Annotated in this window: 19 protein-coding genes; 13 read left to right on the top strand and 6 right to left on the bottom strand. The window is 63.2% G+C overall.

All coding sequences use genetic code 11. The annotated features are described in order from the left end of the window. Positions 1 to 28: 28 nt before the first annotated feature. On the bottom strand, positions 29 to 1,270 hold the full coding sequence (locus HHA01_RS12625) for a DUF5924 family protein (RefSeq protein WP_141321247.1): 1,242 nt from the start codon (positions 1,268 to 1,270) through the stop codon (positions 29 to 31). A 140-nt stretch (positions 1,271 to 1,410) separates the two neighbouring features. Here HHA01_RS12625 and fadB point away from each other — a divergent pair, with 140 nt between their 5' ends. The 3 genes from fadB to HHA01_RS12610 all read left to right on the top strand — a co-directional run bounded on the left by fadB (position 1,411) and on the right by HHA01_RS12610 (position 7,619). Then, positions 1,411 to 3,600, top strand: a complete 2,190-nt coding sequence (gene fadB / locus HHA01_RS12620) for a fatty acid oxidation complex subunit alpha FadB (RefSeq protein ID WP_141321245.1) — start codon at positions 1,411 to 1,413, stop codon at positions 3,598 to 3,600. Positions 3,601 to 3,652: 52 nt separating this feature from the next. Continuing rightward, positions 3,653 to 4,831 carry an acetyl-CoA C-acyltransferase FadA gene (fadA, locus tag HHA01_RS12615; protein ID WP_141321243.1) on the top strand — a complete coding sequence of 393 codons (1,179 nt, stop codon included), beginning with the start codon at positions 3,653 to 3,655 and terminating at the stop codon, positions 4,829 to 4,831. Positions 4,832 to 5,147: 316 nt separating this feature from the next. After that, positions 5,148 to 7,619 carry a peptidoglycan-binding protein gene (locus tag HHA01_RS12610; protein ID WP_141321241.1) on the top strand — a complete coding sequence of 824 codons (2,472 nt, stop codon included), beginning with the start codon at positions 5,148 to 5,150 and terminating at the stop codon, positions 7,617 to 7,619. Positions 7,620 to 7,702: 83 nt separating this feature from the next. Here the strand turns inward: HHA01_RS12610 and HHA01_RS12605 are convergent, their stop codons facing one another. Then, complete coding sequence (locus tag HHA01_RS12605; RefSeq protein ID WP_141321239.1) at positions 7,703 to 8,164, bottom strand: flavodoxin family protein; 462 nt, start codon at positions 8,162 to 8,164, stop codon at positions 7,703 to 7,705. A 156-nt stretch (positions 8,165 to 8,320) separates the two neighbouring features. Between HHA01_RS12605 and HHA01_RS12600 the strand changes: the two genes are divergently transcribed. After that, positions 8,321 to 8,797: a YbhB/YbcL family Raf kinase inhibitor-like protein gene (locus HHA01_RS12600; protein WP_141321237.1), complete on the top strand. Its 477-nt coding sequence runs from the start codon at positions 8,321 to 8,323 to the stop codon at positions 8,795 to 8,797. A gap of 47 nt (positions 8,798 to 8,844) precedes the next feature. On the opposite strand, the gene HHA01_RS12595 is transcribed toward HHA01_RS12600, so the two are convergent. After that, positions 8,845 to 9,732 carry a LysR family transcriptional regulator gene (locus tag HHA01_RS12595; RefSeq protein ID WP_141321235.1) on the bottom strand — a complete coding sequence of 296 codons (888 nt, stop codon included), beginning with the start codon at positions 9,730 to 9,732 and terminating at the stop codon, positions 8,845 to 8,847. 102 nt (positions 9,733 to 9,834) lie between these two features. Between HHA01_RS12595 and HHA01_RS12590 the strand changes: the two genes are divergently transcribed. The 6 genes from HHA01_RS12590 to HHA01_RS12565 all read left to right on the top strand — a co-directional run bounded on the left by HHA01_RS12590 (position 9,835) and on the right by HHA01_RS12565 (position 15,963). Then, complete coding sequence (locus HHA01_RS12590; protein ID WP_141321233.1) at positions 9,835 to 10,719, top strand: HalD/BesD family halogenase; 885 nt, start codon at positions 9,835 to 9,837, stop codon at positions 10,717 to 10,719. A gap of 49 nt (positions 10,720 to 10,768) precedes the next feature. After that, positions 10,769 to 12,052, top strand: a complete 1,284-nt coding sequence (locus HHA01_RS12585; RefSeq protein ID WP_141321231.1) for a M24 family metallopeptidase — start codon at positions 10,769 to 10,771, stop codon at positions 12,050 to 12,052. A 301-nt stretch (positions 12,053 to 12,353) separates the two neighbouring features. Continuing rightward, positions 12,354 to 13,844: a CoA-acylating methylmalonate-semialdehyde dehydrogenase gene (locus tag HHA01_RS12580; RefSeq protein WP_141321229.1), complete on the top strand. Its 1,491-nt coding sequence runs from the start codon at positions 12,354 to 12,356 to the stop codon at positions 13,842 to 13,844. Positions 13,845 to 14,011: 167 nt separating this feature from the next. After that, a complete protein-coding gene (rloA3, locus tag HHA01_RS12575; protein ID WP_373862945.1) occupies positions 14,012 to 14,572 on the top strand; it encodes a retropepsin-like aspartic peptidase RloA3 in 561 nt (186 codons plus the stop codon). Between the two features lie 35 nt (positions 14,573 to 14,607). Next, the gene (locus tag HHA01_RS12570; protein ID WP_141321225.1) at positions 14,608 to 14,973 is read left to right on the top strand and encodes a thiol-disulfide oxidoreductase DCC family protein; all 366 of its coding nucleotides are present in this window, start codon (positions 14,608 to 14,610) and stop codon (positions 14,971 to 14,973) included. A 36-nt stretch (positions 14,974 to 15,009) separates the two neighbouring features. Beyond that, positions 15,010 to 15,963, top strand: a complete 954-nt coding sequence (locus tag HHA01_RS12565) for a LysR family transcriptional regulator (protein ID WP_141321223.1) — start codon at positions 15,010 to 15,012, stop codon at positions 15,961 to 15,963. A 139-nt stretch (positions 15,964 to 16,102) separates the two neighbouring features. On the opposite strand, the gene HHA01_RS12560 is transcribed toward HHA01_RS12565, so the two are convergent. Then, positions 16,103 to 17,122 (bottom strand): aldo/keto reductase, encoded by a 1,020-nt coding sequence (locus tag HHA01_RS12560; protein WP_218023811.1) that lies wholly within the window; start codon positions 17,120 to 17,122, stop codon positions 16,103 to 16,105. Positions 17,123 to 17,265: 143 nt separating this feature from the next. Next, entirely contained in the window at positions 17,266 to 17,847 is a 582-nt protein-coding gene (locus tag HHA01_RS12555; RefSeq protein ID WP_141321221.1) for an NADPH-dependent FMN reductase, read from the bottom strand. A gap of 259 nt (positions 17,848 to 18,106) precedes the next feature. Between HHA01_RS12555 and HHA01_RS12550 the strand changes: the two genes are divergently transcribed. After that, on the top strand, positions 18,107 to 18,451 hold the full coding sequence (locus HHA01_RS12550) for an antibiotic biosynthesis monooxygenase family protein (protein WP_141321219.1): 345 nt from the start codon (positions 18,107 to 18,109) through the stop codon (positions 18,449 to 18,451). Here the strand turns inward: HHA01_RS12550 and HHA01_RS12545 are convergent. Beyond that, the gene (locus HHA01_RS12545; RefSeq protein ID WP_141321217.1) at positions 18,439 to 19,344 is read right to left on the bottom strand and encodes a complex I NDUFA9 subunit family protein; all 906 of its coding nucleotides are present in this window, start codon (positions 19,342 to 19,344) and stop codon (positions 18,439 to 18,441) included. The two genes, HHA01_RS12550 and HHA01_RS12545, sit on opposite strands and share 13 nt — an antisense overlap. Positions 19,345 to 19,572: 228 nt before the next feature. Here HHA01_RS12545 and HHA01_RS12540 point away from each other — a divergent pair, with 228 nt between their 5' ends. Further along, positions 19,573 to 20,370 (top strand): FadR/GntR family transcriptional regulator, encoded by a 798-nt coding sequence (locus HHA01_RS12540; RefSeq protein ID WP_141321215.1) that lies wholly within the window; start codon positions 19,573 to 19,575, stop codon positions 20,368 to 20,370. Then, on the top strand, positions 20,367 to 21,386 hold the full coding sequence (locus HHA01_RS12535; protein WP_141321213.1) for a TRAP transporter substrate-binding protein: 1,020 nt from the start codon (positions 20,367 to 20,369) through the stop codon (positions 21,384 to 21,386). The genes HHA01_RS12540 and HHA01_RS12535 overlap by 4 nt, the downstream gene beginning before the upstream one ends. Positions 21,387 to 21,534 lie beyond the last annotated feature (148 nt).

Genomic DNA, 21,534 nt, shown 5'->3' with positions numbered 1-21,534 from the left:
TCAGCGTGGAATGCAACCCGATAGCCCGTTAACTATTGCCTTTTTCTGACGGCCTCGAACGCTGATCAACGTTATTTTGACTCTCGGCCGATGGTTGTGACTCGGGGTCGGCGATCAGGCCGCGGATGTTCAGCCCCGGCAGGCCGGGAGGCGAGCTGATGTGACCATCGGCCCGGGTGGCGCTATCCGCGTCGGTCGCAACGTTGAAACGCAAGACGCCGATGCGCTGGCCACTGGCCGTCATGACGTCGATACGCCAGCGTCCCGTGCTGTCCTCCGGGAAGTTGCGCTTGTGCGTCCAGGCCCGGTAACCCTCGGCACGGCCACCCTGAATCTCCAGCGGAATGCGATCGATCAGCTCGCCCTTGTGGCGCCACTCGTGTACGACTTCCTCGCGCAGCCCGCGGGGCGCATGAATCGCCGTATAGGCGTAGAGCCCCTGGCGGGAGAGAGCATCGGGGGTCAGTTGCAGGCTGCCCTGGGGAGTGCGTGACTCGACATCGAAGGCCGGTGACAGGGCACTACCCGAGATCCACAGGCTGGCCGGTGGTACCCAGATGCGGCCGGCCCAGGCGATGCCGGCCAGCAGCGGCAGCAGTGCCAGCATGAGCAGCCAGCGTCGCACGGTCATGGGGCGCAGCAGGTGCATCAGGCTTGGCAGGCTGAAGATCACGGTCGCCGCCAGTGCCAGCAGCAGGCTCTGCCCTGTAGTCAGGTGCAGCAGGGTGGGCAGGCTGACCAGCACCACCAGGAAAACGCATTGAGCATGAAAGGCGAAGTAGAGACTGCGCTTCTGCTCGGCAAGCCTATAGTAGAGGGGGTCGAGCACCGACAATATCGCCAGGCCAACCATCGCAAGGGTGAAAATGGCCTGACCGCTGGTCCATACCGTGGTCGCCAGGAGAAATGGCAAGGTAAAGAACAGGGTTTCCTGGTGTACCATCTGGGCGATAAACGTTGTCACGCCACGCGGCAGCGTTGGATAACCACGACGCGATAGAAAGCGACCGATCAGGCTCTCGGAGAGCAGCAGACACCAGGTCAGCAGCATGCCCAGGGCCAGCATGGCACCCAGCCACTGCTGGCGCTCGACGAGGAAGAAGCTGCCGGCGCCGGCCAGGAAGGCAACCGGTGGCCACAGCCAGCTCCAGGGGCGGATCTTTTCGGTGAGCCGTTCAATGCGGGCTTCCCAGACGCCCAGGCGCGAGGCCCCAGCCGGCGTGCCTGGGTCGGTCCGGCCCGCTGGCTCGGGGGGACGATTCGGTGACATGGGCGTATCTTATCAGCTTGTGGCACGCATCGGGGGCGTTGCTGTCGACAATACAGAGCCTAGTCTTGACGTAGACTCGGCGGTACCCCAAGCTGTCAGAAATCAAACGGCCGTATGAATTCCTGCACGGAGATTCGTGGATGATCTATCAAGGCAATGCCATCTCGTTGGCGCGTGATGATCAGGGCATCGCGACCCTGACCTTCGACCTGAAGGACGAGTCGGTCAACACGCTGTCCGGCGCCGTCGTCCAGGAACTGGGCGAGGCGTTGCAAGCGCTGCGCGGCGAGTCGGATATCACCGGGCTGATACTGACCAGTGCCAAGGATGCCTTCATCGTCGGGGCTGACATTACCGAGTTTCATGGCATGTTCGCCAAGGGTGAAGACGAGATTCAGGCCATGCTCGAGCGGGTTCACGGGATCTTCAATAGTCTCGAGGATCTGCCGTTCCCGACGGTCAGTGCCATCAATGGCCTGGCCCTGGGCGGTGGCTGTGAAGTGACCCTGGCCACCGATTTTCGCGTCATGAGCGACCAGGCCAAGATCGGCCTGCCCGAGACCAAGCTCGGCATCCTGCCCGGCTGGGGCGGCTGTGTGCGTCTACCGCGGCTCATCGGTGCGGACAATGCCATCGAGTGGATCTCTGGTGGTACCGAGAATCGTGCCGATGCCTGCCTGGCGGTCGGTTCGGTCGATGCCGTGGTGCCGGCCGAGTCCCTGGACGCCGCCGCCCGCGATATCCTCAGCCGAGCCGGACAGGGCGAGCTCGACTATCAGGCCCGGCGTGCCGAGAAGCAGGGGCCGCTGAAACTGGATGCCATCGAGCAGATGATGGCCTTCGAGACCGCCAAGGGCTATGTCGCCGGCAAGGCCGGGCCCCATTACCCGGCGCCCATCGAGGCCATCAAGGTCATCCAGAAGGGTGCCGGCGAAGAACGTGCGCGGGCTCAGGCGATCGAGGCCAGTGCCTTCGCCAGGCTGGCGCTGACCGACGTCTGCTACAACCTGGTGGGGCTCTTCCTCAATGACCAGGTGGTCAAGAAGAAGGGCAGCCAGTACGCCAGGCAGTCCGCGCCCGTCAATCAGGCCGGTGTGCTCGGGGCTGGCATCATGGGCGGCGGCATTGCCTACCAGAGCGCGTCGAAGGGCACGCCCATCCTGATGAAGGACATCAAGGAAGAGGCGATCGAGCTGGGGCTCAAGGAGGCTCGCAAGCTCTTCGGCAAGCAGCTGGAACGCGGTAAGCTCTCCAGCGAGCAGGTGGCAGAGCGGCTCGGCAATATCCGCCCGACCCTGAGCTATGGTGACTTCGGCCATGTCGACCTGGTGGTCGAAGCCGTGGTCGAGAACCCCAAGGTCAAGGGCGCGGTACTGGCCGAGGTCGAGGAGTACGTCAGCGAAGATGCCATCCTCACCTCCAATACCTCGACCATCTCGATCACACGCCTGGCCGAGAACCTGAAACGGCCCGAGAACTTCTGCGGCATGCACTTCTTCAATCCGGTCCATCGCATGCCGCTGGTCGAGGTCATTCGTGGCGAGAAGACCTCCGATGCCGCGGTCGCCGCGACCGTGGCCTATGCACGCCAGATGGGCAAGACGCCGATCGTGGTCAACGACTGCCCCGGCTTTCTGGTCAATCGGGTGCTGTTCCCGTACTTCGGCGGCTTCAGTCAACTGATCACCGCCGGCGCGGATTTCCAGCGCGTCGACAAGGTCATGGAAAAGTTCGGCTGGCCCATGGGACCGGCCTACCTGCTCGATGTGGTGGGTATGGACACCGCCGTGCATGCCGGCGACGTCATGGCCGAAGGCTTCCCGGAGCGCATGGGCAGCCTGGGCGGTGGCGGCGATGACGGCCGACCGCAGAGCGCCATTCAGGTGATGTTCGACAATGATCGCCTGGGGCAGAAGAACGCCAAGGGCTTCTATGCCTATGAAGAGGACAAAAAAGGCAAGCCGCAGAAGACCAGCGACGAGACGGCCATCGAACTGGTCAAAAGCGTCGCCGAGTCGGGTCGCGACTTCTCCGACGACGACATCATCGCGCGAATGATGACGCCGTTATGCCTGGAAGCGGTGCGCTGCCTCGAGGACAACATCGTCGGTACGCCGGCCGAGGCCGACATGGCATTGATCTATGGCATCGGCTTCCCGCCGTTCCGCGGTGGCGCCCTGCGCTATATCGATGCCATGGGGCTCGAGGCCTTCGTCGCCCAGGCCGACGAGCTGGCGGCCGAGCTCGGGGCGCTGTATGCGCCGACCGACAAGCTGCGCGAGATGGCACGCAACGGCGAGCGTTTCTACCAGGAGGCCGCCGAGGCCTGATTCACGTGCTATTCACCACTTGCCTTATCAAGTGTCGGGGAGAAACCATTCGATGAGTCTGAATCCGAGAGATATCGTGATCGTGGACGGCGTGCGCACGGCCATGGCCAAGGCCAAGGGCGGCGCCTTTCGTCACGTGCGTGCCGAGAACCTGTCGGCCGGTGTCATGCAGTCGCTGTTCGAGCGCAACCCGAAGCTCGACCCCGCTGAAGTCGATGATGTCATCTGGGGCTGCGTCAACCAGACCCTGGAGCAGGCCATGAACATCGCCCGCAACGCGGCGATCATGACCGGCATTCCGCGCACGGTGCCGGCCCAGACGGTCAACCGTCTGTGCGGCTCCTCGATGAGTGCGTTGCATATTGCGACGGCCAACATCCGCGCCGGCATGGGCGACTTCTACATCATCGGCGGGGTCGAGCACATGGAGCATGTGCCGATGACCCATGGCGTGGATGTCAATCCGGCGGCCAGCAAGCATGCCGCCAAGGCCGCCATGATGATGGGCCTCACCGCCGAACTGCTGGGCAAGATGCATGGCATTTCGCGGGAGGACCAGGATGCCTTCGGCGTGCGTTCGCATCAGCGCGCGCATGCCGCCCAGCAGAATGGCGGCTTCGACAATGAGATCATCGGCATCGAAGGCCACGATGACCAGGGGTTCCGCGTGCGCGTCGATCGCGACGAGGTCATCCGCGAGGACGCGAGCATGGAATCCATGGCCGGGCTCAAGCCGGCGTTCGACCCGCGCAACGGTACCGTGACGGCTGGCACCTCCTCGGCGCTTTCCGTGGGTGCCAGCGGCATGGCGGTCATGAGCGCCGAGCGCGCCAGTGCGCTCGGCCTGGAGCCCATCGCCCGGGTCCTGTCCACCGGCGTGGCGGGCTGTGATGCCTCGATCATGGGCTACGGGCCGGTGCCGGCGTCGAAGAAGGCGCTCAAGGCGGCGGGACTGACGATCGACGACATCCAGACCGTCGAGCTCAATGAAGCCTTCGCCGCCCAGTCGCTGCCGGTTCTCAAGGACCTGGGCCTGAAGGATCGCATGGATGAAGCCGTCAACCTGCATGGCGGCGCCATCGCCCTGGGCCACCCGCTGGGCTGCTCCGGGTCGCGCATCTGCACCACGCTGCTCAACGTGATGCAGGAACAGCGCACCTCGCTGGGGCTTGCCACCATGTGCATCGGCATGGGGCAGGGCGTGGCCACGGTGTTCGAGCGCCTGCGCTGAATCGCCTTTCTGACAGAGATGCTCGCCAGCGGCGCCCTTCGAGGGCGCCGTTTTTGTATCCGTGGCCACGCTGGCGACACCGCGGATTCGCCTGCCTGAGCAGCGAGTGGGCGGCGGACCGAAAAGGCGGTCGGGGAAGCGAAAAATCGACTAGCCTGACCAGGTAAGCAGTGGAACTGAGCGCGGGCTGGCGCGGGATAGGTGGCGCTGGCTCTCAAGCTGCGGTACGGGAATCAGAATACTCAGTCAAGCAGGATGACGCCGAAGAGGAGGTAACGTATCACGACTCAGCACTCCAGAAGTGCGGGAGGCCACCATGAACAACAAGAAATTCTGCTGTGGCTGCCTGTGTCTGCTGCTCGCGGCTCCGCTTGCCCAGGCACAGAATGACTTGCTGCGAGGCATCGTCGAGGACGTTGGTCGGGCGATTCTCGAGGATCAGCAAACCAGCCGGGAGGAAGCCGAGCGTCGACGACGCGAAAACGAACAACAGGTGCAGCAGCGACGTGCCGAACAGTCAGCGTCCTCGCCATCTTCCGGCCACTCCAACACAGCGCACACCGCATCACCTTCCAGAGCAGGCGCCGCCCCCGAAGCGGCGCAGGGTCCTGCCTCCACCACCACGGCACTACCGTCCCGACAGACAGTGTCGCGTCTGCAGGAAATGCTCAACCAGCTGGGCTACAACGCCGGGCCTGTCGACGGCCTGATGGGAAGAAAGACCGCCACGGCCATCCGGGCCTTCCAGGCGGACCAGGGGGTGCGCCGGACCGGCCAGCCTTCCGCCAGCCTGGCGCTGGCGCTGCAGGATGCGCTGCAGAACCGGCCGGAGCGGGCACAATCCGCACCAGCAAGCGCCCAGTCACCCAGCTTCGATTGCCGCCAAGCCAGGGCCGCCGCCGAGCATGCCATCTGTGGCTCCGGGGAGCTGGCGAGGCTGGATATCGCGGTACATGAAGCCTACCAGGCACGCCTGTCCGGCTCCTCTGACCGGTCATCGCTGCGTCAACGGCAACGTGACTGGATCCAGGAACGCAATCGCTGCGGAGATGACTCCGGGTGTCTGGCAACCGCCATGCGCGCGCGGGAAGCCGAGCTACGCACGACGCCCGCCGCTCCGCTCGAGTCTCTCGATACCCGGACAGTGACGGATGCCGTGTCCCCGGAGGCGGGGCAATCCCGGGAGGTCAGCGCCTCGGCGGCGCCGCGCGCGGGCGGACGAGTTATCCTGACCTACCCCTTCGATGACACGCCTCACTCGGAAGAGGAGAGGCGGGAGATCGAAAAGCTCGAGCGCCTCCAGTCGCGCATGTATCACGCCTATCTGGCGCATGCGGAGGGTGCGGATAGCCAGCAGGAGAACCTGCTGTATATTGCCTGGCAACACCTGGATCGCCAGGATACGCGAGATTACCTCTGCAGCACCCAGGAGATGCAATCGGGGCAGCCGGGGTGCATGTCCTACGCGGACGCAGAATGGAAAGCTCTGATGTTGTTCGACCCCAACCCGGGGGTGGTGTTCGAAAGCAAGGGGGATGGACGTTTCTCCTGGTGGCGAGGCGCCAACGAATTCGAACGCAAACGCAGGATCCAGCAATTGCGAGACTCCCCCGCGGTCCAGGCCTTTTTGGCCGAGGCGCCGAGGCCCCGGGTGCAGTACGAATATGTCCTGGTCGGTGGGGTGGGAGAATATGATTTTGATCAGAAAAGCTTCGAGCTCTGGGTCAGGGGGCTGAATAAAGAGAAGCGCGTCTTGCTGGTGTCGGGCGTGAGTCGGCTGTTGTCGGGCGCGCGTAGGCTGGAGGTGGCAGAATACGAGCATCGCTTTGCCGTGCCACCCACCCATGCCGAAGCGTTCCGTGAGAAAGTGACCCAACTGAGTGGGGGCGATGAAGCTCGTTTTCAGTTGCACATCGCCATCGAGGAATCCCTCGACCAGGCCAGTGCCGGATGGCAGGCGACGGTTCAGGAGATCGAGTATGTGCTGGGGGATGAAGCGGACGGCAAGACCCTGGAGTCACTGCGTGGGGACCTTGTGCAGTCGTCGGAAGAGGCGGCGCAAAGCCTGGCGTCGGTGACGCCAAGTGCCGAGGCAGATGGCAGCTCAGCCAGCGTCCTGCGCGATCTGGACCTGACCTTCAATGAGGCCGGGCGACTGGATTTTTCCCCCGACGATCATGATGCCGTCGCCTACCTCATGGCGGCTGGCCTGCAGGGCCTGAGCAGCGAGTCCATGCACAGGCCTCTGGGCTACTTGCTCAAGGACCTGGTCAAGGAGGATTTGGGAGAGCAGTACCTGGGCTGCTATGCCGCCCGCACGGAGAAAGACTGTGATCGTTTCGATGACTTCATGGCAGAAAGTGAATTCGAGGCGCGTCGGCTGCGAGGCCATGTCTTCGATGAGCTGGTGCCGGCCATGGTACGCGAGGCACCGCCGTTGCCGATTGCCATCACCGAGGTCTTGCCGGCCACGCTGGGGCGCTATGATTTCGGTGCCGAGGCCTTTGCACTCACTTACCGGCGTGCCCGCTTCCCGGGGTTCGGCGTGCTGCGCGCCTATAGACGCTCACTCCCGTCGGTCCATGAGTGGCTTCCGGAGCGCCTTGCCATGCCACCCGACCAGGCCGAGGCCCTGCTCGACAAGCTGGTCGACCGGTCGGTGGAGTTGCATCTGGATTACGATATTCAGACGATCGATGTCCAGCGCAACGCCGAGATGTCCGTGGAGCCTTTGCGTATGCAAATCCGAACGAATGATGGCGACGTCCTGCGCGAGCAGTCACTGTGAGCAGTAGCTCGCAGATAAGGAGGAGGCGACCCGGAGGGACGATCCCCCGGGTCGCTTGCCATCCTGACGTAAAAGGACGCACCTTACAGAATCCCGGCCTCGAGCCCGGCGGCGAGCGCCATGCCGAGTTCTTCCACCTGATCCTCGAAGTCCGCCTGCCACTCGCCCTGGCAGATCAGCGGTGCCTGGGCCCATTTCCAGCCCAGGCCGGTGACGATGCCTTCCACGGCGCGCTGCGTGCCGGTGCCGTCCCGGCCGGCGCGAATGTACAAGGCGCAGGGCAGCCCGCGCTTTTCCTCGAGTACGACGTAGTAACTGCGATCGAAGAAGTCCTTGAGGGCACCACTCATGTAGCCCAGGTTCTCGGTGGTGCCGAGCAGAATGGCATCGCACTGGCGGACATCCTCGGGCCCGGCGTCGAGGGGCGCCTTGAGGGTTACGCTGACATCGGCAATATCCGCATGGCGGGCGCCTCGCGCTGCCGCGTCGCGCAGGCGGCGGGTGTTGTCGGACGGCGCATGGGCCACGATCAGCAGGTGTTTCATGAGGCGCCTCGTGGTTGCAGGGGTTGAAGAAGGACGTGACGGCCATCATGCCATGAGAAGACGTCGTTGACAGGCTAACGGCTTTTGCCGAGGCTGAGTCAGCCGGGAGCACCGAGGGTGCTTCCCTTCATGCGACTTTCCAGGAGCACAACGAAGATGGCTTTTGCACTGACCAAGATGCGCGTAGAGAGCAATGCCTTTGCCGACCAGGGTGTCATCCCGGTGCGTTACACTGGAGACGGGGAAGACCTGTCGCCAGCCTTGTCCTGGCAGGATGCCCCGGAAGGAACCAAGGGGTTCGCGGTGATCTGTCATGACCCGGATGCACCCCTGGTGGAGCATGGCGGCTATGGCTTCGTTCACTGGGTGCTGTACAACCTGCCGGGCTCGGTGACCTCACTCGACGAAGCCACCTCGGTGGGCACGCGAGGTGTCAACCACTTCGGGGGTAATGGCTATGGCGGCCCCATGCCGCCCGAAGGGCATGGCGTGCACCAGTATTACTTCTGGGTGCTGGCGCTGGACAAGCCCACCGACCTGCCGGAAGGCATCAGCATGGCCGAATTGCTCAAGCAGGTGGAGCCGCATCTGCTGGGGATGAACCGTCTCGTCGGCACCTACCGCCGTGACTGAGAGCGGTAGCGGGACCTGGGCTGCCCGTGCTGCGGTGCGGGCAGGCTTCAGCCCGACACGACCTCGTTGACCTCCGGGACGCTCACGTCATCATTCTGGGTGATGATGCGTTCCAGCTCCTCGCAGAAGGCTTCCAGGGCCTCGCTGGTGTGGCCGGGACGGCAATGCATTTCGATCTCGACCTGCCCGAGAGCCGGCAGGCCCTCTGCCTGGCCGACGATGCGGCAGCCTGCCGGTACGCTGCGCGGTGTCTTGACGGTCATGGCCAGTCCGGCCTGCACGGGCAGGTTGATGCCGGTGGGCGACTGGCTCGAGTAGTGGATTTCCCAGGGTTGCTCGGCGCGCCCCAGGGCGGATAGGGCGTGGGCGCGGAACACGCAACCTTCCGGGTTGAGCGCCAGCGGAATCGTCTGCCAATCCTCCAGCCGGCAGTGCTCGGCCACCACCCAGACCATGGGCTCCCAGCCCAGCAGCTGACCGGATTGTGTCGGCAGGTGGCGAATCGACAGCACCACATCCAGCAAGCCTTCCTGAAACTGATTGACCACATTGGCGCTGATATCGCAGTTCAGTTCCAGCCGCGTGTCCGGGAAGCGCTGCGCGTAGCGAGGCAAGAGGTTGGGCAAATAGGCGCTGGCCTGTTCCTCGGAGGTGGCGAAGCGAATCAGTTCGCCGCGTCGTCGATTGCCGAGCAATTCCCGGGCCTCGTCTTCCAGCTTGAGCATGTGGCGTGCATATGGCAGCAGTTGCTCGCCATGAGCGGTGAGGAGCACGCTGCGGCTGGTTCGCTCGAACAGGGACTGCCCCATCTGGTCTTCCAGTCGCTTGATCTGCAGGCTGATGGCGGACTGTGTGCGGTGCAGCACCTTGCCTGCGGCGCTGAATCCCTGACTTTCCGCCACGGTCACGAAGGCACGAAGCAGCACGGTATCCATAATTGATGAGCCTTTGAAATTGGTTTTATCTCAATCATTCATTTTTATTATGGGGATCGCTTGCCTAGGCTGTCCAGCGTGCATCGTTAAACGGAGATCCCCATGACCGTGGCAACTTCAGCCGACCGAAGCGGCGTGTCCCTGAACGGCTTGATCGATCTACAGCGCTACCCGCTGGACCACCTGGATGGTGAGGCAGGCCGCGAGCTGATCGCTCAATGTCGCGAGCAACTGGCTCAGGATGGCTGCGTGGTGCTCAAGCGTTTTGTGCCCCGGGAAGCACTGGAGCGCCTGGAGCGCGAGACCCAGCGACTCTCGCCGGAAGCGCACTACAATCAGACCGAGACCAATCCCTACAACAGTGACGGTGACCCCGAGCGCCCCGACCGTCACCCCCTCAACCGCTTCGATGACCGCACCAATGGATTCGTGGCGGGGGATCGCATCGATGCCGATACCATCATTCGTCAGGTCTACGAAAACCCCGAGTTCCAGCGCTTCATTGCCTCGGTGGTCGGCATGGAGGAGATTCACCAGTATGCCGACCCGCTGGCGGATCTGGTGATCAATGTGCTGCGCGAGGGCTGCCAGCACCCCTGGCACTACGATACCAACGAGTTCATCGTCACCATGATGACCCGGAAATCGCACGGTGGTGGGCGTTTCGAGTACGCGCCGGGCATTCGCAGCCCCGAAGGCGAGAACTTCGCGGAAGTCGAAAAGGTCATCGACGGTGATCGCTCGCGCCTCAAGTCCCTGGACCTGCAACCGGGGGACCTGCAGATCTTCTTCGGTCGTTACTCGTTGCACCGTGTCACGCCGGTGGAAGGCGACAAGGAGCGCCACACGGTGATCTTCGCCTACGCCAAGGAGCCCGGCTTCATCGGCCGTCCCGAGCGTGCCCAGCGCATCTTCGGACGCATGGCGCCGGTGCATGAAAGCCTGCAGAAAGAAGGCATGAGCCGCAACGACGCCCTGGCCGACTGAGCCCGTTCCCCACCTTGTCACCGATCCACCTGCGAGAGACGCGGATTGCATGAGTATCGTCGATTTCGAAAAGCTGACCGACAACGAACCCGAGAGTGTCCCGGTGGTGCCATCGGCGCCCATGGCCAATGGCGACAGCATTCCCACCGCCTTTGACCCGGTGCAGCTGCGTGCCGGCAGGCTGCAGCGACTGCGCGCCATGATGGCTGAACAGGGCTATGCCGCCCTGGTGCTCTTCGACCCCTACAACCAGCGTTATGCCACCGGCTCGCGCAACATGTTCGGCTATTTCCTGCGCAACTCCACCCGCTACATCTATGTGCCGTTGGAAGGGCCGGTGATTCTCTTCGAATATCCGGGCAGCGCGCATGTCTCCACCTGGCTGGAGACCATCGATGAGTCGCGCACGTCCAAGGTGGTGTGGTCGGCGGTCAATCAGCGCGACGAGATGTCGTCCGACCCCTTCGGCATCGAGATCGCCGAGCTGATGGCAGAACACGGTTGCGGCAACAGGAAGATCGGCCTGGATCGCTGCACGCTGAATCTGGCGCGTTCTCTCGAAGCGCAAGGGCTGGATGTACATGACTGCATGCAGGACACCCTGCACTGTCGACGCATCAAGACACCGCAGGAAATCGCCTGCCTGGCCCAGTCGATGGCCGGCAGCGAGGCAGCCGTGGCCGAAGTCGAGGCCGCCATCAAACCCGGCGTCACCGAGAACGAACTGTTCGCCATCCTGTACGGCGATGTCATCCGCCAGGGCGGGGAGTTCATCGAGACCCGGCTGCTGTCCTCCGGGCCGCGCACCAACCCCTGGTTCAACGAGGCCAGTGACCGGGTGATTCGCCCCGGTGAGCTGGTGGCCCTGGACACCGATACCATCGGTTGCCATGGCTATTATTCCGACTTCTCGCGGACCTTTCATGTCGGGCCCGGCAAGCCGAGCGCCTACCAGAAGAGCCTGTATCGCATGGCCTACGATCAGGTCCATCACAACATGGGCATTCTCAAACCGGGCATGAGCTATCTCGAGGTCGCCGAGCTGGCCTGGAAGATTCCCGAACGCTTCCTGGACCGGCGCTATCCGTCGGTCATCCACGGGGTGGGCATGCATGGCGAGACGCCGCTGGTCGCCCACCACATGGATTTCGATCGTTTCTCCAAGGACGGCATTCTCGAACCGGGCATGGTGGTCTCGGTGGAAAGCTATATCGGCGAGGTCGGTGCCGCCGATGGCGTCAAGCTGGAGGAAGAAGTGCTGGTCACCGAGACCGGCATCGAGAAGTTGTCGCGCTACCCCTTCGACGAGGCGCTGCTCGACCGCGAGGTCTGAGTGCTGTCTGCGCGCCTGACAATTGTCGAGATGAGCGCCGGGGACAAGGCCAAGCGAGGGGCTTTTGCCATGGGTGAGGAGCACTGCTCCGAACGGGCTGGCCATGGATGGCCAGCACAGGACCTGCAAGCGAAGCGGGACGCGAAAGCGCCGCAGGGCAAAAGTAGCGCCCAGGGAAGGGTTCATAGCGCCCTCGCGGGACTTGTCGCTGGAAAGCTCATCGTTTCTGTCGGTCGGGCCGGGAAGGCCATGCCAGCAAGGGGCGTGGCTTCCGGTTTGCCCAAGCATTGAAGAGAGACCCATGACCAATGTGACCCACTGGATCGCCGGCGAGCGCCTGGCCGGCGAACGCAGGATCGATGTCTACAACCCGGCCACCGGTGAAGCCATTCGCCAGGTGGCACAGGGCAGTGCCGACACCGTGGAGCAGGCCGTCGCCGGTGCTCGTGCGGCATTGCCGGCGTGGCGCGAGATGCCGCCGGCCAGGCGCGCTCAGGTGATGTTCCGGTTCAAGATGTTGCTGGAACGCGATGCCGAGCAGATCTGTCAGCTGGTCGCGGAAGAGCATGGCAAGGTACTCGAGGACGCCATGGGCGAACTCAAGCGAGGCATCGAGAACGTCGAATACGCCTGTGGCGTCCCGGAGCTGCTCAAGGGTGAGTACTCGCACAACGCCGGGCCGGGCATCGATACCTGGTCCAACCACCAGCCGCTGGGCATCGTGGCCGGCATCACGCCCTTCAACTTTCCTGCCATGGTGCCGTTGTGGATGTATCCCATGGCCATCGCCTGCGGCAATGCCTTCATCCTCAAACCCTCCGAGCAGGTGCCTTCGGCCGCGACCAAGATGGCCGAGCTGCTCGACGAGGCCGGTCTGCCGAAGGGCATTTTTAGCGTTGTCCATGGCGATCGTGAAACCGTCGAGGCGCTGATCGATGCGCCGGACGTCAAGGCATTGTCCTTCGTCGGCTCGACGCCGGTGGCGCGTGCGATCTACCAGCGTGGCGCCGCGAACGGCAAACGCGTCCAGGCGCTGGGTGGTGCCAAGAACCATGCCATCGTGCTGCCGGATGCCGATCTCGATAATGCGGCAAATACCCTGGTGGGGGCGGCCTTCGGTAGTGCCGGTGAGCGCTGCATGGCGATCTCCGTGGCGGTCTGCGTGGGCGATCACACTGCCGATGCGCTGGTGGACAAGGTGGCCGATCAGGCGCGTCACCTGAAGATTGGGCCGGGAACCGAGAAGGGACTCGACATGGGGGCGCTGGTCAACGCCGCCCATCGCGACAGGGTGGCCGGCTACATCGCTCGGGGCGAGCAGGCCGGCGCCGATCTGGTGGTCGATGGGCGGGCGCATGCGCGGGTCGAGGCGTCACCGGGCTACTTCCTGGGCGCGACGCTGTTCGACCGGGTGACGCCGGAGATGAGCATCTACCGTGACGAGATCTTCGGCCCCGTGCTGTGTGTGGTACGCGTCGAGACCTTCGAGGACGCCATCGAGCTGATCAATGGTCACCAGTATGGCAACGGCAGCTGCCTCTTCACCCGGGATGGCGAAGCGGCACGTCGCTTCGCCGACCGCATCGAGGTCGGCATGGTCGGTATCAATGTGCCGTTGCCGGTGCCGGTGGCATTTCACAGTTTCGGCGGCTGGAAGGAGTCACTGTTCGGCGACCTGCATGCCTATGGTCCCGACGCGGTCCGGTTCTATACCCGCCGCAAGTCGGTCTCCCAACGCTGGCCCCAGCGTAACGAGTGGGCTAGTGCCGAGTTCAGTTTTCCATCCGGTTGAAACGTGACGGCGACAACTTGAGTTCTGCCGATCTGCGCCCGCTCGACCACCGAGCGGGCGTTATGCCGTTCGGCGGCTGGATGGCAAGGTGTGGCCAGCCTTGATATGGTTCACTCGTTCATATTGAGTAACGCTTTTTGCGAGGTAGAGCCAGGATGCACAAGGTAATGTACGGCGCATTGATGACCGGTCTTGTCACGGCACTGTTGAGCAGTGCCGCGCCGGCGGATGATGACGACCAGAAAGTGTTTGGCTGGGTCGAAAAAGCGACGATCGAGGAGCCCTGGGGGCCCGAGGTCAAGGTCAAGCTGGACAGCGGTGCCTTGACGTCGTCCATGCAGGCCGAGGACATCGAGCGTTTCCAGCGCGACGGGGAAGAGTGGGTGCGCTTCGTCGTCGAGGTCGAGGATGAGTCGACCGAGGAAGTCGTGTCCAAAACCTTCGAGCGCCAGGTATTTCGCAACCTGATCCTCACCGGCGCCGGCGGTCAGGACCGTCGGCCGGCGGTACTGATGACGATGTGCATCGGCGATACCCGCTACGAAGAGCAGTTCAGCCTCGAGGATCGTGACAACATGACCTATCCGGTGCTGCTGGGGCGCCGCACCATTCAGGAACTCGGCCTGCTGGACGTGACTCGTACCTTTGAACAGGATCTGGAGTGTGACGAAGACTCCCCACTGCACAAGCATGACGAGAAAGAGCTCGATGAGGATATCGGCATTTGACCCGCGTTGCCTGATGGTTCGGGCACGGAGGTGGCGTGGCTGATACGTCCTGGCTGAAGGTCTATTACGATGCTGCCTGCCCGTTGTGTCGCCGTGAACGCCAGCGTTACGAGCGCTGGGCACAGCGGGCCAACTCCGTGGAGTGGCTGGATGCCAACGCCCATGAATCCGTGCTCCATGAGCACGGCGTGACGGTGCAGGAAGCGTTGTTGTCCTTGCATGTCGAGGACGCCAACGGCCATCTGTATCAGGGTATGCCGGCTTATAGCCTGCTGCTGCACCGAGTCCCGCTGATGCGGCCACTGGCCGTGCTGATCAGCCTGCCCGTCATCAAGCCGGCGCTGACCTGGTGGTATGACCGCTGGGTCAGGCGGCGGCTCTCCCGGCAAGGGCGGCTCTAAGCCGAGCATCGAAAACTGCGAGGTGTTGACCCCTGAATGGCAAGCCGTGCGTTGTCACACCGGCCTACCACTCGGCAGCTGCAGTGTTTTCTGGCAGTCGCCGAGGAGCTCAGTTTCCGTCGTGCCGCCGAGCGTCTGCACATGTCGCAGCCTCCCTTGTCACGCCAGATCAGCGGACTGGAAGATCTGCTCAGGGTCAGGCTCTTCGAGCGCGATACTCATGGTGTGCGCCTGACGCCGCCGGGCGAAGCCTTCGAAGCCGATGCCCGAGCAGTGCTCGAATCACTGGATGCCTCAGTGGTGCGGCTGCGCCGTATGGCGCCCATGGCCAGTACCAATGTGCGGCTGGGACTGACCAGTGTGATAGATTTCAGCCTGGTGCCAGGGTTGGGTGATGCTCTGACCTCGGCACGCCTTCCAGAATGCACTAGCCTCGAAGAGGCCTATTCGAAGGACCTGTTGGAACGCTTGCGAACTGGTGCGCTCGACCTGGCGCTGGTGGGCGAAGTGGCCGACCCCGGTGACGTGATAGCCTCCCGAGTCCTGGCGCTTGATCCTTTGATGATCGCACTGCCCGCCGATCACCCGGCGACGGCCCACGAACGCGTGTCTTTCGCGGCGTTGGCGGATAGCCGACTGTTCTGGTTCCCGCGTCACGACAACCCGACCTTCCATGATCACTGCGAGCGGGTCTTCGCGGACCATGGCTATGCGCCGCCGCGGCGCCCCGAGCCGCAGGAGCACATGAGCCTGCTGGCACGGGTGGCCGCCGGGGAGGGCGTTGCCTTCCTGCCCTCCAGCATGCGTGCTGCCAGTCGTCTCGGTGTGGCCTACCGGCCCTTTGCAGTCGGCCTCGAAAAGCGCTTGAGCATTGAACTCAAACTGTTGTGGCGAGCCGACGAAGCGCGTACCGAGGTATTGCAGCTCGTTGAGCAGCTGCTCGACGCGGCGGCCCCTCACCGAAGCAGCACGGGGCTGTCGCGGCGTTAGGCAATGTCTGAAAACTGCCTGTGCTCGGCTATACGACGTTGAAAATCTGCTCAAATTGCTCATTTACTCCTTGTAAACTCCGCATTTTCACAGCTTTTCGCCTTGTCTAACCTTCGCTCGTCGACTTTTCAGACAGTGCCTAGGCATTGACCCCCTTCATGCCTTCTTCAGTATAACGTTCCCCATGCGCGGCGTCCGGTGGCAGGGCCGTGTCGAGATCATCCAGATCACGTTTTTCGAGGTTCAAGGCCAGCGCCCCCAGGTTCTCGTACAGGTAGGTCGAGCGACGGGTGCCGGGGATGGGCACGATATGCGCGTCCCGGGTCAAAAGCCAGGCGAGTGCCACCTGGCCCGGCGTGGCCTCGTGGCGCTCGGCCACGCGATGAACCGTATCCAGCAAGGACAGGTTATGTGACAGGTTATCGGCCTGAAAGCGCGGGTTGTGGCGGCGGAAGTCGTCTTCGGCTAGATCCGCCTGTTGGGTGATGCGCCCCGTCAGGAAACCACGGCCCAGAGGTGAGTAGGGCACGACGCCGATTCCCAGGCGTTGCGCCGTGGGCAGGATCTCGGTCTCGACATCACGTGTCCACAGCGAATACTCGGTCTGCAGCGCCGTGACCGGGTGAACGGCATGGGCCTTGGCCAATGTGTTCGCCGAAACTTCGCAGAGGCCGACATGGGCGATCTTGCCGGCCTGGACCAGCTCTGCGAGACACTCCATGGCGGCGCGGATATCACCCTGTGGGTCGACGCGGTGCAGGTAGTAGAGGTCGATACGTTCCACGCCGAGGCGTTGAAGAGAAGCATCGCAACAGGCACGGATGTAGTCGGGGTCATTGTTGACCCGACGCGCATAGTCGGCATCTCCGCGATCGATACCGCACTTGGTGGCGATCTTGGTCTCCTGCGGGCTACCTGAACGGCGGCGATGGTTCAGAAAATCGCCGATCAGGGATTCGTTGTGACCGCGCCCGTACATGTCGGCGGTATCGATGAAATCGATACCGGCGTTGGCGACCTCGTCAAGCATGGCGCGAGAGGCGGTGTCGTCGGAAGGACCATAGAATTCACTGATGCCCATGGCACCATAGCCCAGCGCGGAGACGTTCAAGTTCTGGCCCAGGGTGCGGCGGGCCAGCGGTGTGTCGGGTGAGGACATGACAGGGCTCCATTCGTATAAGGACGTTCGGTGATCACCGAACGCCCCGTATCATGAGCTCACCCGTCGGATGGTGGAATGATCGTTATGGTAATACCGTTAGGGTATCACCGCTCACGCATTCCCCGGGGCTGCGCGGAGCCTCATTCGTCGTGTAGCCGATCCAGTGTCGTGATCAGCCGTTGGCAGATGGCGTCGAGGCTGTCGCGCTGTTTGTCGTCGGTGAGCTGCCCCTGGGCATTGAAGGCGTCACCAGCTCCGCCGACGGCCAGCTGGTTCGGCAGGACAGTCACGCCGATATTGGTCAGCAACTGACGCAGCGGATTCAGGGCACGTAGTCCACCCAGGCCACCGGGGGAAGCGCCTACCAGGGCCGCCTGGCGGTCCTGGAACAATGCCAGGCCACTCTCGCCCTGGTGCGGGCGAGTCAGCCAGTCGATGGTATTGACCAGCAGCGGCGTGACGAAGCCATTGTATTCCGGTGAGGCAATCAGCAGCCCCTGATGCTCGGCGAGCAGCTGGCGCAGTGCCACGACGTTGTCGGGCAATCCCTGCTGTTCTTCCAGGTCACCATCATAGAGCGGGACGGGATAGTCGCGCAGATCGACGAAGGTGGGCGTGCCGCCCAGAGCCTCGATACGCTGCGCCGCCAATCGGGCCAGCTGCTTGTTGTAGGACGCCTCGCGGGCACTGCCGGCGAAAACCAGAATACGGGGAGTGGCCATGAATTCACCTTCTATGGAAGTTATGGAAATGCTGAATAAATCGCCGAGCATAGTGAAGCGCAAGGCGCACGGAGCACAGAAAGCGAGACATAACAATTAGTTAGGCGAGATTTCGAGCACCGCGTAACGAAGCGATTTGCATGCGAAGGCATTTAAGCAGTGTTTCCTTGGGGGATTCGACACCCCAATCCTCGTGGCTCACCATGACAATGACAAGCGAAAGCAGCCGGCTCTCGCCATGATGGAGGTTTGATCGACCATGCTGGCCACCACTCCCTTTCCCCCTTACTACGCCGTCATCTTTTCTTCGTTGCATGCCGACGACCTGGCCGGCTATGCCGAGATGGCCGAGCGCATGATGCAACTGGCAGCAGAACAGCCGGGATTTCTCGGCGTGGAATCGGCCCGCGAAGGCCTCGGCATCACGGTGTCCTATTGGTTGGATCTCGACTCCATCCGGCAGTGGAAGGCTCAGGCCGAACATCGTGAAGCGCAGCGCCTGGGGCGCGAAGCCTGGTATGCCCGGTATCGCGTGCGGATAGCCCGGGTCGAGCGGGAGTATGGCGGCGGAATCGAGGAAAATGCGTCGCCTTACCTCGGGTGAGGCAGGCAATCCGGCAGGCTATCGCGTAGCGCGCGCGGGCGAATGCCCAGATCCTCGAAGGTGCCGACGCCTTCCGTTACCCGATTATCGCCTTGCATGAGGATGACCTGGTCGCGCGTCAGAGGAGGGGCGGGCAGAATGCCGAGGCCCAGTGCCACGGCATGCCATACCGCGAAGGGAATCGGCACCATGGGGCGCTGGCGCCCCAGGTGATGCATGATCAGCTGGAGGACCTCGCGGTAGTCGAGCGCATCGGCGCCCCCGAGCTCGAAGAAGTAACGCCTGGGGCGGTGCCGAGCGGTCAGTGTCACGATGGCGCGGGCCACATCGACGACATGCACCGGCTGCAGGCGCTGAGTGCCGCGACCGAACAACGGAATCACCGGCAGTCGCGTCAAGGCCGTCAGGTTGGCCAGAAAGGCATCATCAGGTCCAAAGATGACGCTGGGCCTGACGATCGTGGCCTTGGGCATGGCGTCGAGTACGGCCGACTCGCCTCTTGCCCGGGCGCGCACATAAGCCGAGCGCGAGTCGAGGCGGGTGCCGATCCCCGATAACTGCACGAAGCGTTCGATACCTGCCTGGTGCGCCTGCCGCGCCAGCTCGGCGGCGGCCGTGACATGCATATCCTCGAAGCTCACCTGCCGCGATGCCACATAGAGGCTGGTGGCATTGACCACGGCGTCGGCTCCCGCCAACGCCTCGGTAATCTGGTCGGCATCGCGGATGTCGGCCGTAAACAAGGTCAGCGGGTCACCTTCTTCCACCCAGGCCGGCCACTCCGGCCGCCGAGCGACCAGCCGGGTCGGTCGGCCACTTTCCACGAGTTCTCTGATCAGCTGGGCACCCACGAAGCCGGTGCCACCGAAGACGACGGTTACGGGACGAGTCATGGCCTATTGCGCAAGTCGGGTGTCTGGGCTGGCGCGATCTGCTTGCTGGCGCCCGTGATGGGACCGAACCCTACACCCGGGCGGCGTTCATGGGAAGGCGGCGGCTCGCCCCGGACAGTGAAAGACTAAAGTCTAAAAGCGCTGTGTCCGATTTTATCCGATCCTATGTCCGACATAGCCGATCATCGATCAGACACAAATCTTTTCTTTCACTGCGACAGGCACATCATGTCCTCTGCCGTTTCTGACACACGACGCTCCTCTGGGCCGGAGATTGCCGATGCCCTTGCCGAAGCTATCTTCGCGGGGGAGTACGAACCAGGTGATTTCGTGCCCAAGGAGCTCGATCTCTGCAAGCGCTTCGGCGTGAGTCGCAGCACCGTGCGTAGTGCGCTGCAGACCCTGGTGGCGGCCGGATTGCTGGTGCGTATTTCCGGTCAGGGCTCGCGAGTGCGGGCGCTTCAGGAATGGCACCTGCTCGACCCGCGAGTCAGTGGCTGGATGGCACGGTTCGCGCAGCCCAATCCGCGTATCCAGCGCGAGATTTTCGCCTTCCGGGTCGCCGTCGAACCCTATGTGGCGCGCCTGGCGGCGGAAAGCGCCACGGCCGCGGACCTGCTGGCCATCGAGTCCGCGTATCAGGGCATGATCCGTGCCCTGGAACACGAGGATCTGCACTGGCAGGGCGTGTCCCACGACGACTACGACGTGGCCTTTCACGAGGCCATTTTCGCGGCCTCGCACAACCTGGTCTGGGCGCAGATCAGCCATGTGCTGAAGCCGGCCATTGCGCTGCTGGTGGAAAGATCCAACCACAGCGCCGTTGAGCTCAACGACAGCATGGAACGCCATCGTCGGGTGATGGAGGCGATTCGCCTGCGTCAGCCCGATCAGGCCAGTGAAGCGGCCTTGGCGGTGCTGGAACGCACCGGCCGGGATCTGGGGCTCGCCGACTTGATCCCCAGGGTTCCATCCATCGAAGTCCCGACCACCGTGTCAACAACAACCGAAAAGGAAGCCTTATGATGTCTCGCATGCCACTCAAGACCTTGACCGTTGCCGTGCTTGGCGCCCTGGCCATCGATGCCCAGGCTGCCGAGTACGAGTGGACCTTCCAGACCTCGGAAACCGCCGGGGAACCCCAGTTCGAGATGAAGAAAGCCTGGGCCGAGAATGTCGAGCAGATGTCCGATGGCCGTATCGCCATCGAAATTCTGCCGGTGGGCTCGGTTGTCCAGGCCAACCAGACCCTGCAGGCAGTGGAGTCCGGCATCCTGCAGGGGCATCTGACCGACCCCAGCTACTTCACCGGACAGAACCCGGCCTTCGGCATGATGGGCAATCTGGTCGGTGCCTGGAGTGATCCCTACGACTTCCTCGACTACATGAACAACGCCGGTGGCGAGGAGCTGTACAACGAGCTGGTCGAGCCCTATGGCCTGCACCTGATCGGCGCCGCCGCCACCGGCCTCGAGTCGCTGCCGTCGACCAAGCCGATTCGTTCCGTCGAGGACATGAAAGGCCTCAAGCTGCGGGCGCCTGAGGGCATGGTCTACAACATCTTCGAAGCGGCCGGCGCCACCCCGGTCAACCTCCCGGGCTCGGAGGTCTACACCGGGCTGGAAAAGGGTGTGATCGACGCCGCCGACTATACGGTGTTTGCCACCAACCAGGCTCAGGGACTGCACGAGTTCGCGCCTTATCCGCTGTATCCGGGCTTCCATTCCCTGCCGATGGTCTCGGTCTCGCTGAACAAGGAAATCTGGGAGGGCCTGCCGGCCGACCTGAAGGCGATCCTCGAAACCTCGGTGGACAGCCTGGCCTACGAGATGGTCGCCGAGCTCAAGACCCGCGACCTGGAAGCCGTGCGTGAAGCGCGCAACAACCCGGATATCGAGATCATCGACCTGCCGGCCGAGGAGCGCGCCCAGTTCCGTAGCATCGCCAAGGAAGAGTGGGCCGACTGGGCGGAAAAGAACGAGATCACCCAGAAATACTACGATTCCGTGGTCGGCTATCTGGAAAACCACAACCTGCTGTAAAGCATGCCGGGCTGCGGTACCGCGGCCCGGTGACATGATTCGACGCGGCGCGTCCTGCGAGGCGCGCCTTGTCTTTGAGGAACTCCCATGACTCGAGACTCTCGTTCCCCGGAGGAAGCGGCGGCCGAGGCCGAGACGGCGCCGCCGG

Source organism: Halomonas halmophila (assembly GCF_006540005.1).
Classification (GTDB): Bacteria; Pseudomonadota; Gammaproteobacteria; order Pseudomonadales; family Halomonadaceae; genus Halomonas; species Halomonas halmophila.
Note: the sequence above shows the minus strand (reverse complement) of the source record. Positions and strands in the feature narration are given on the sequence as shown.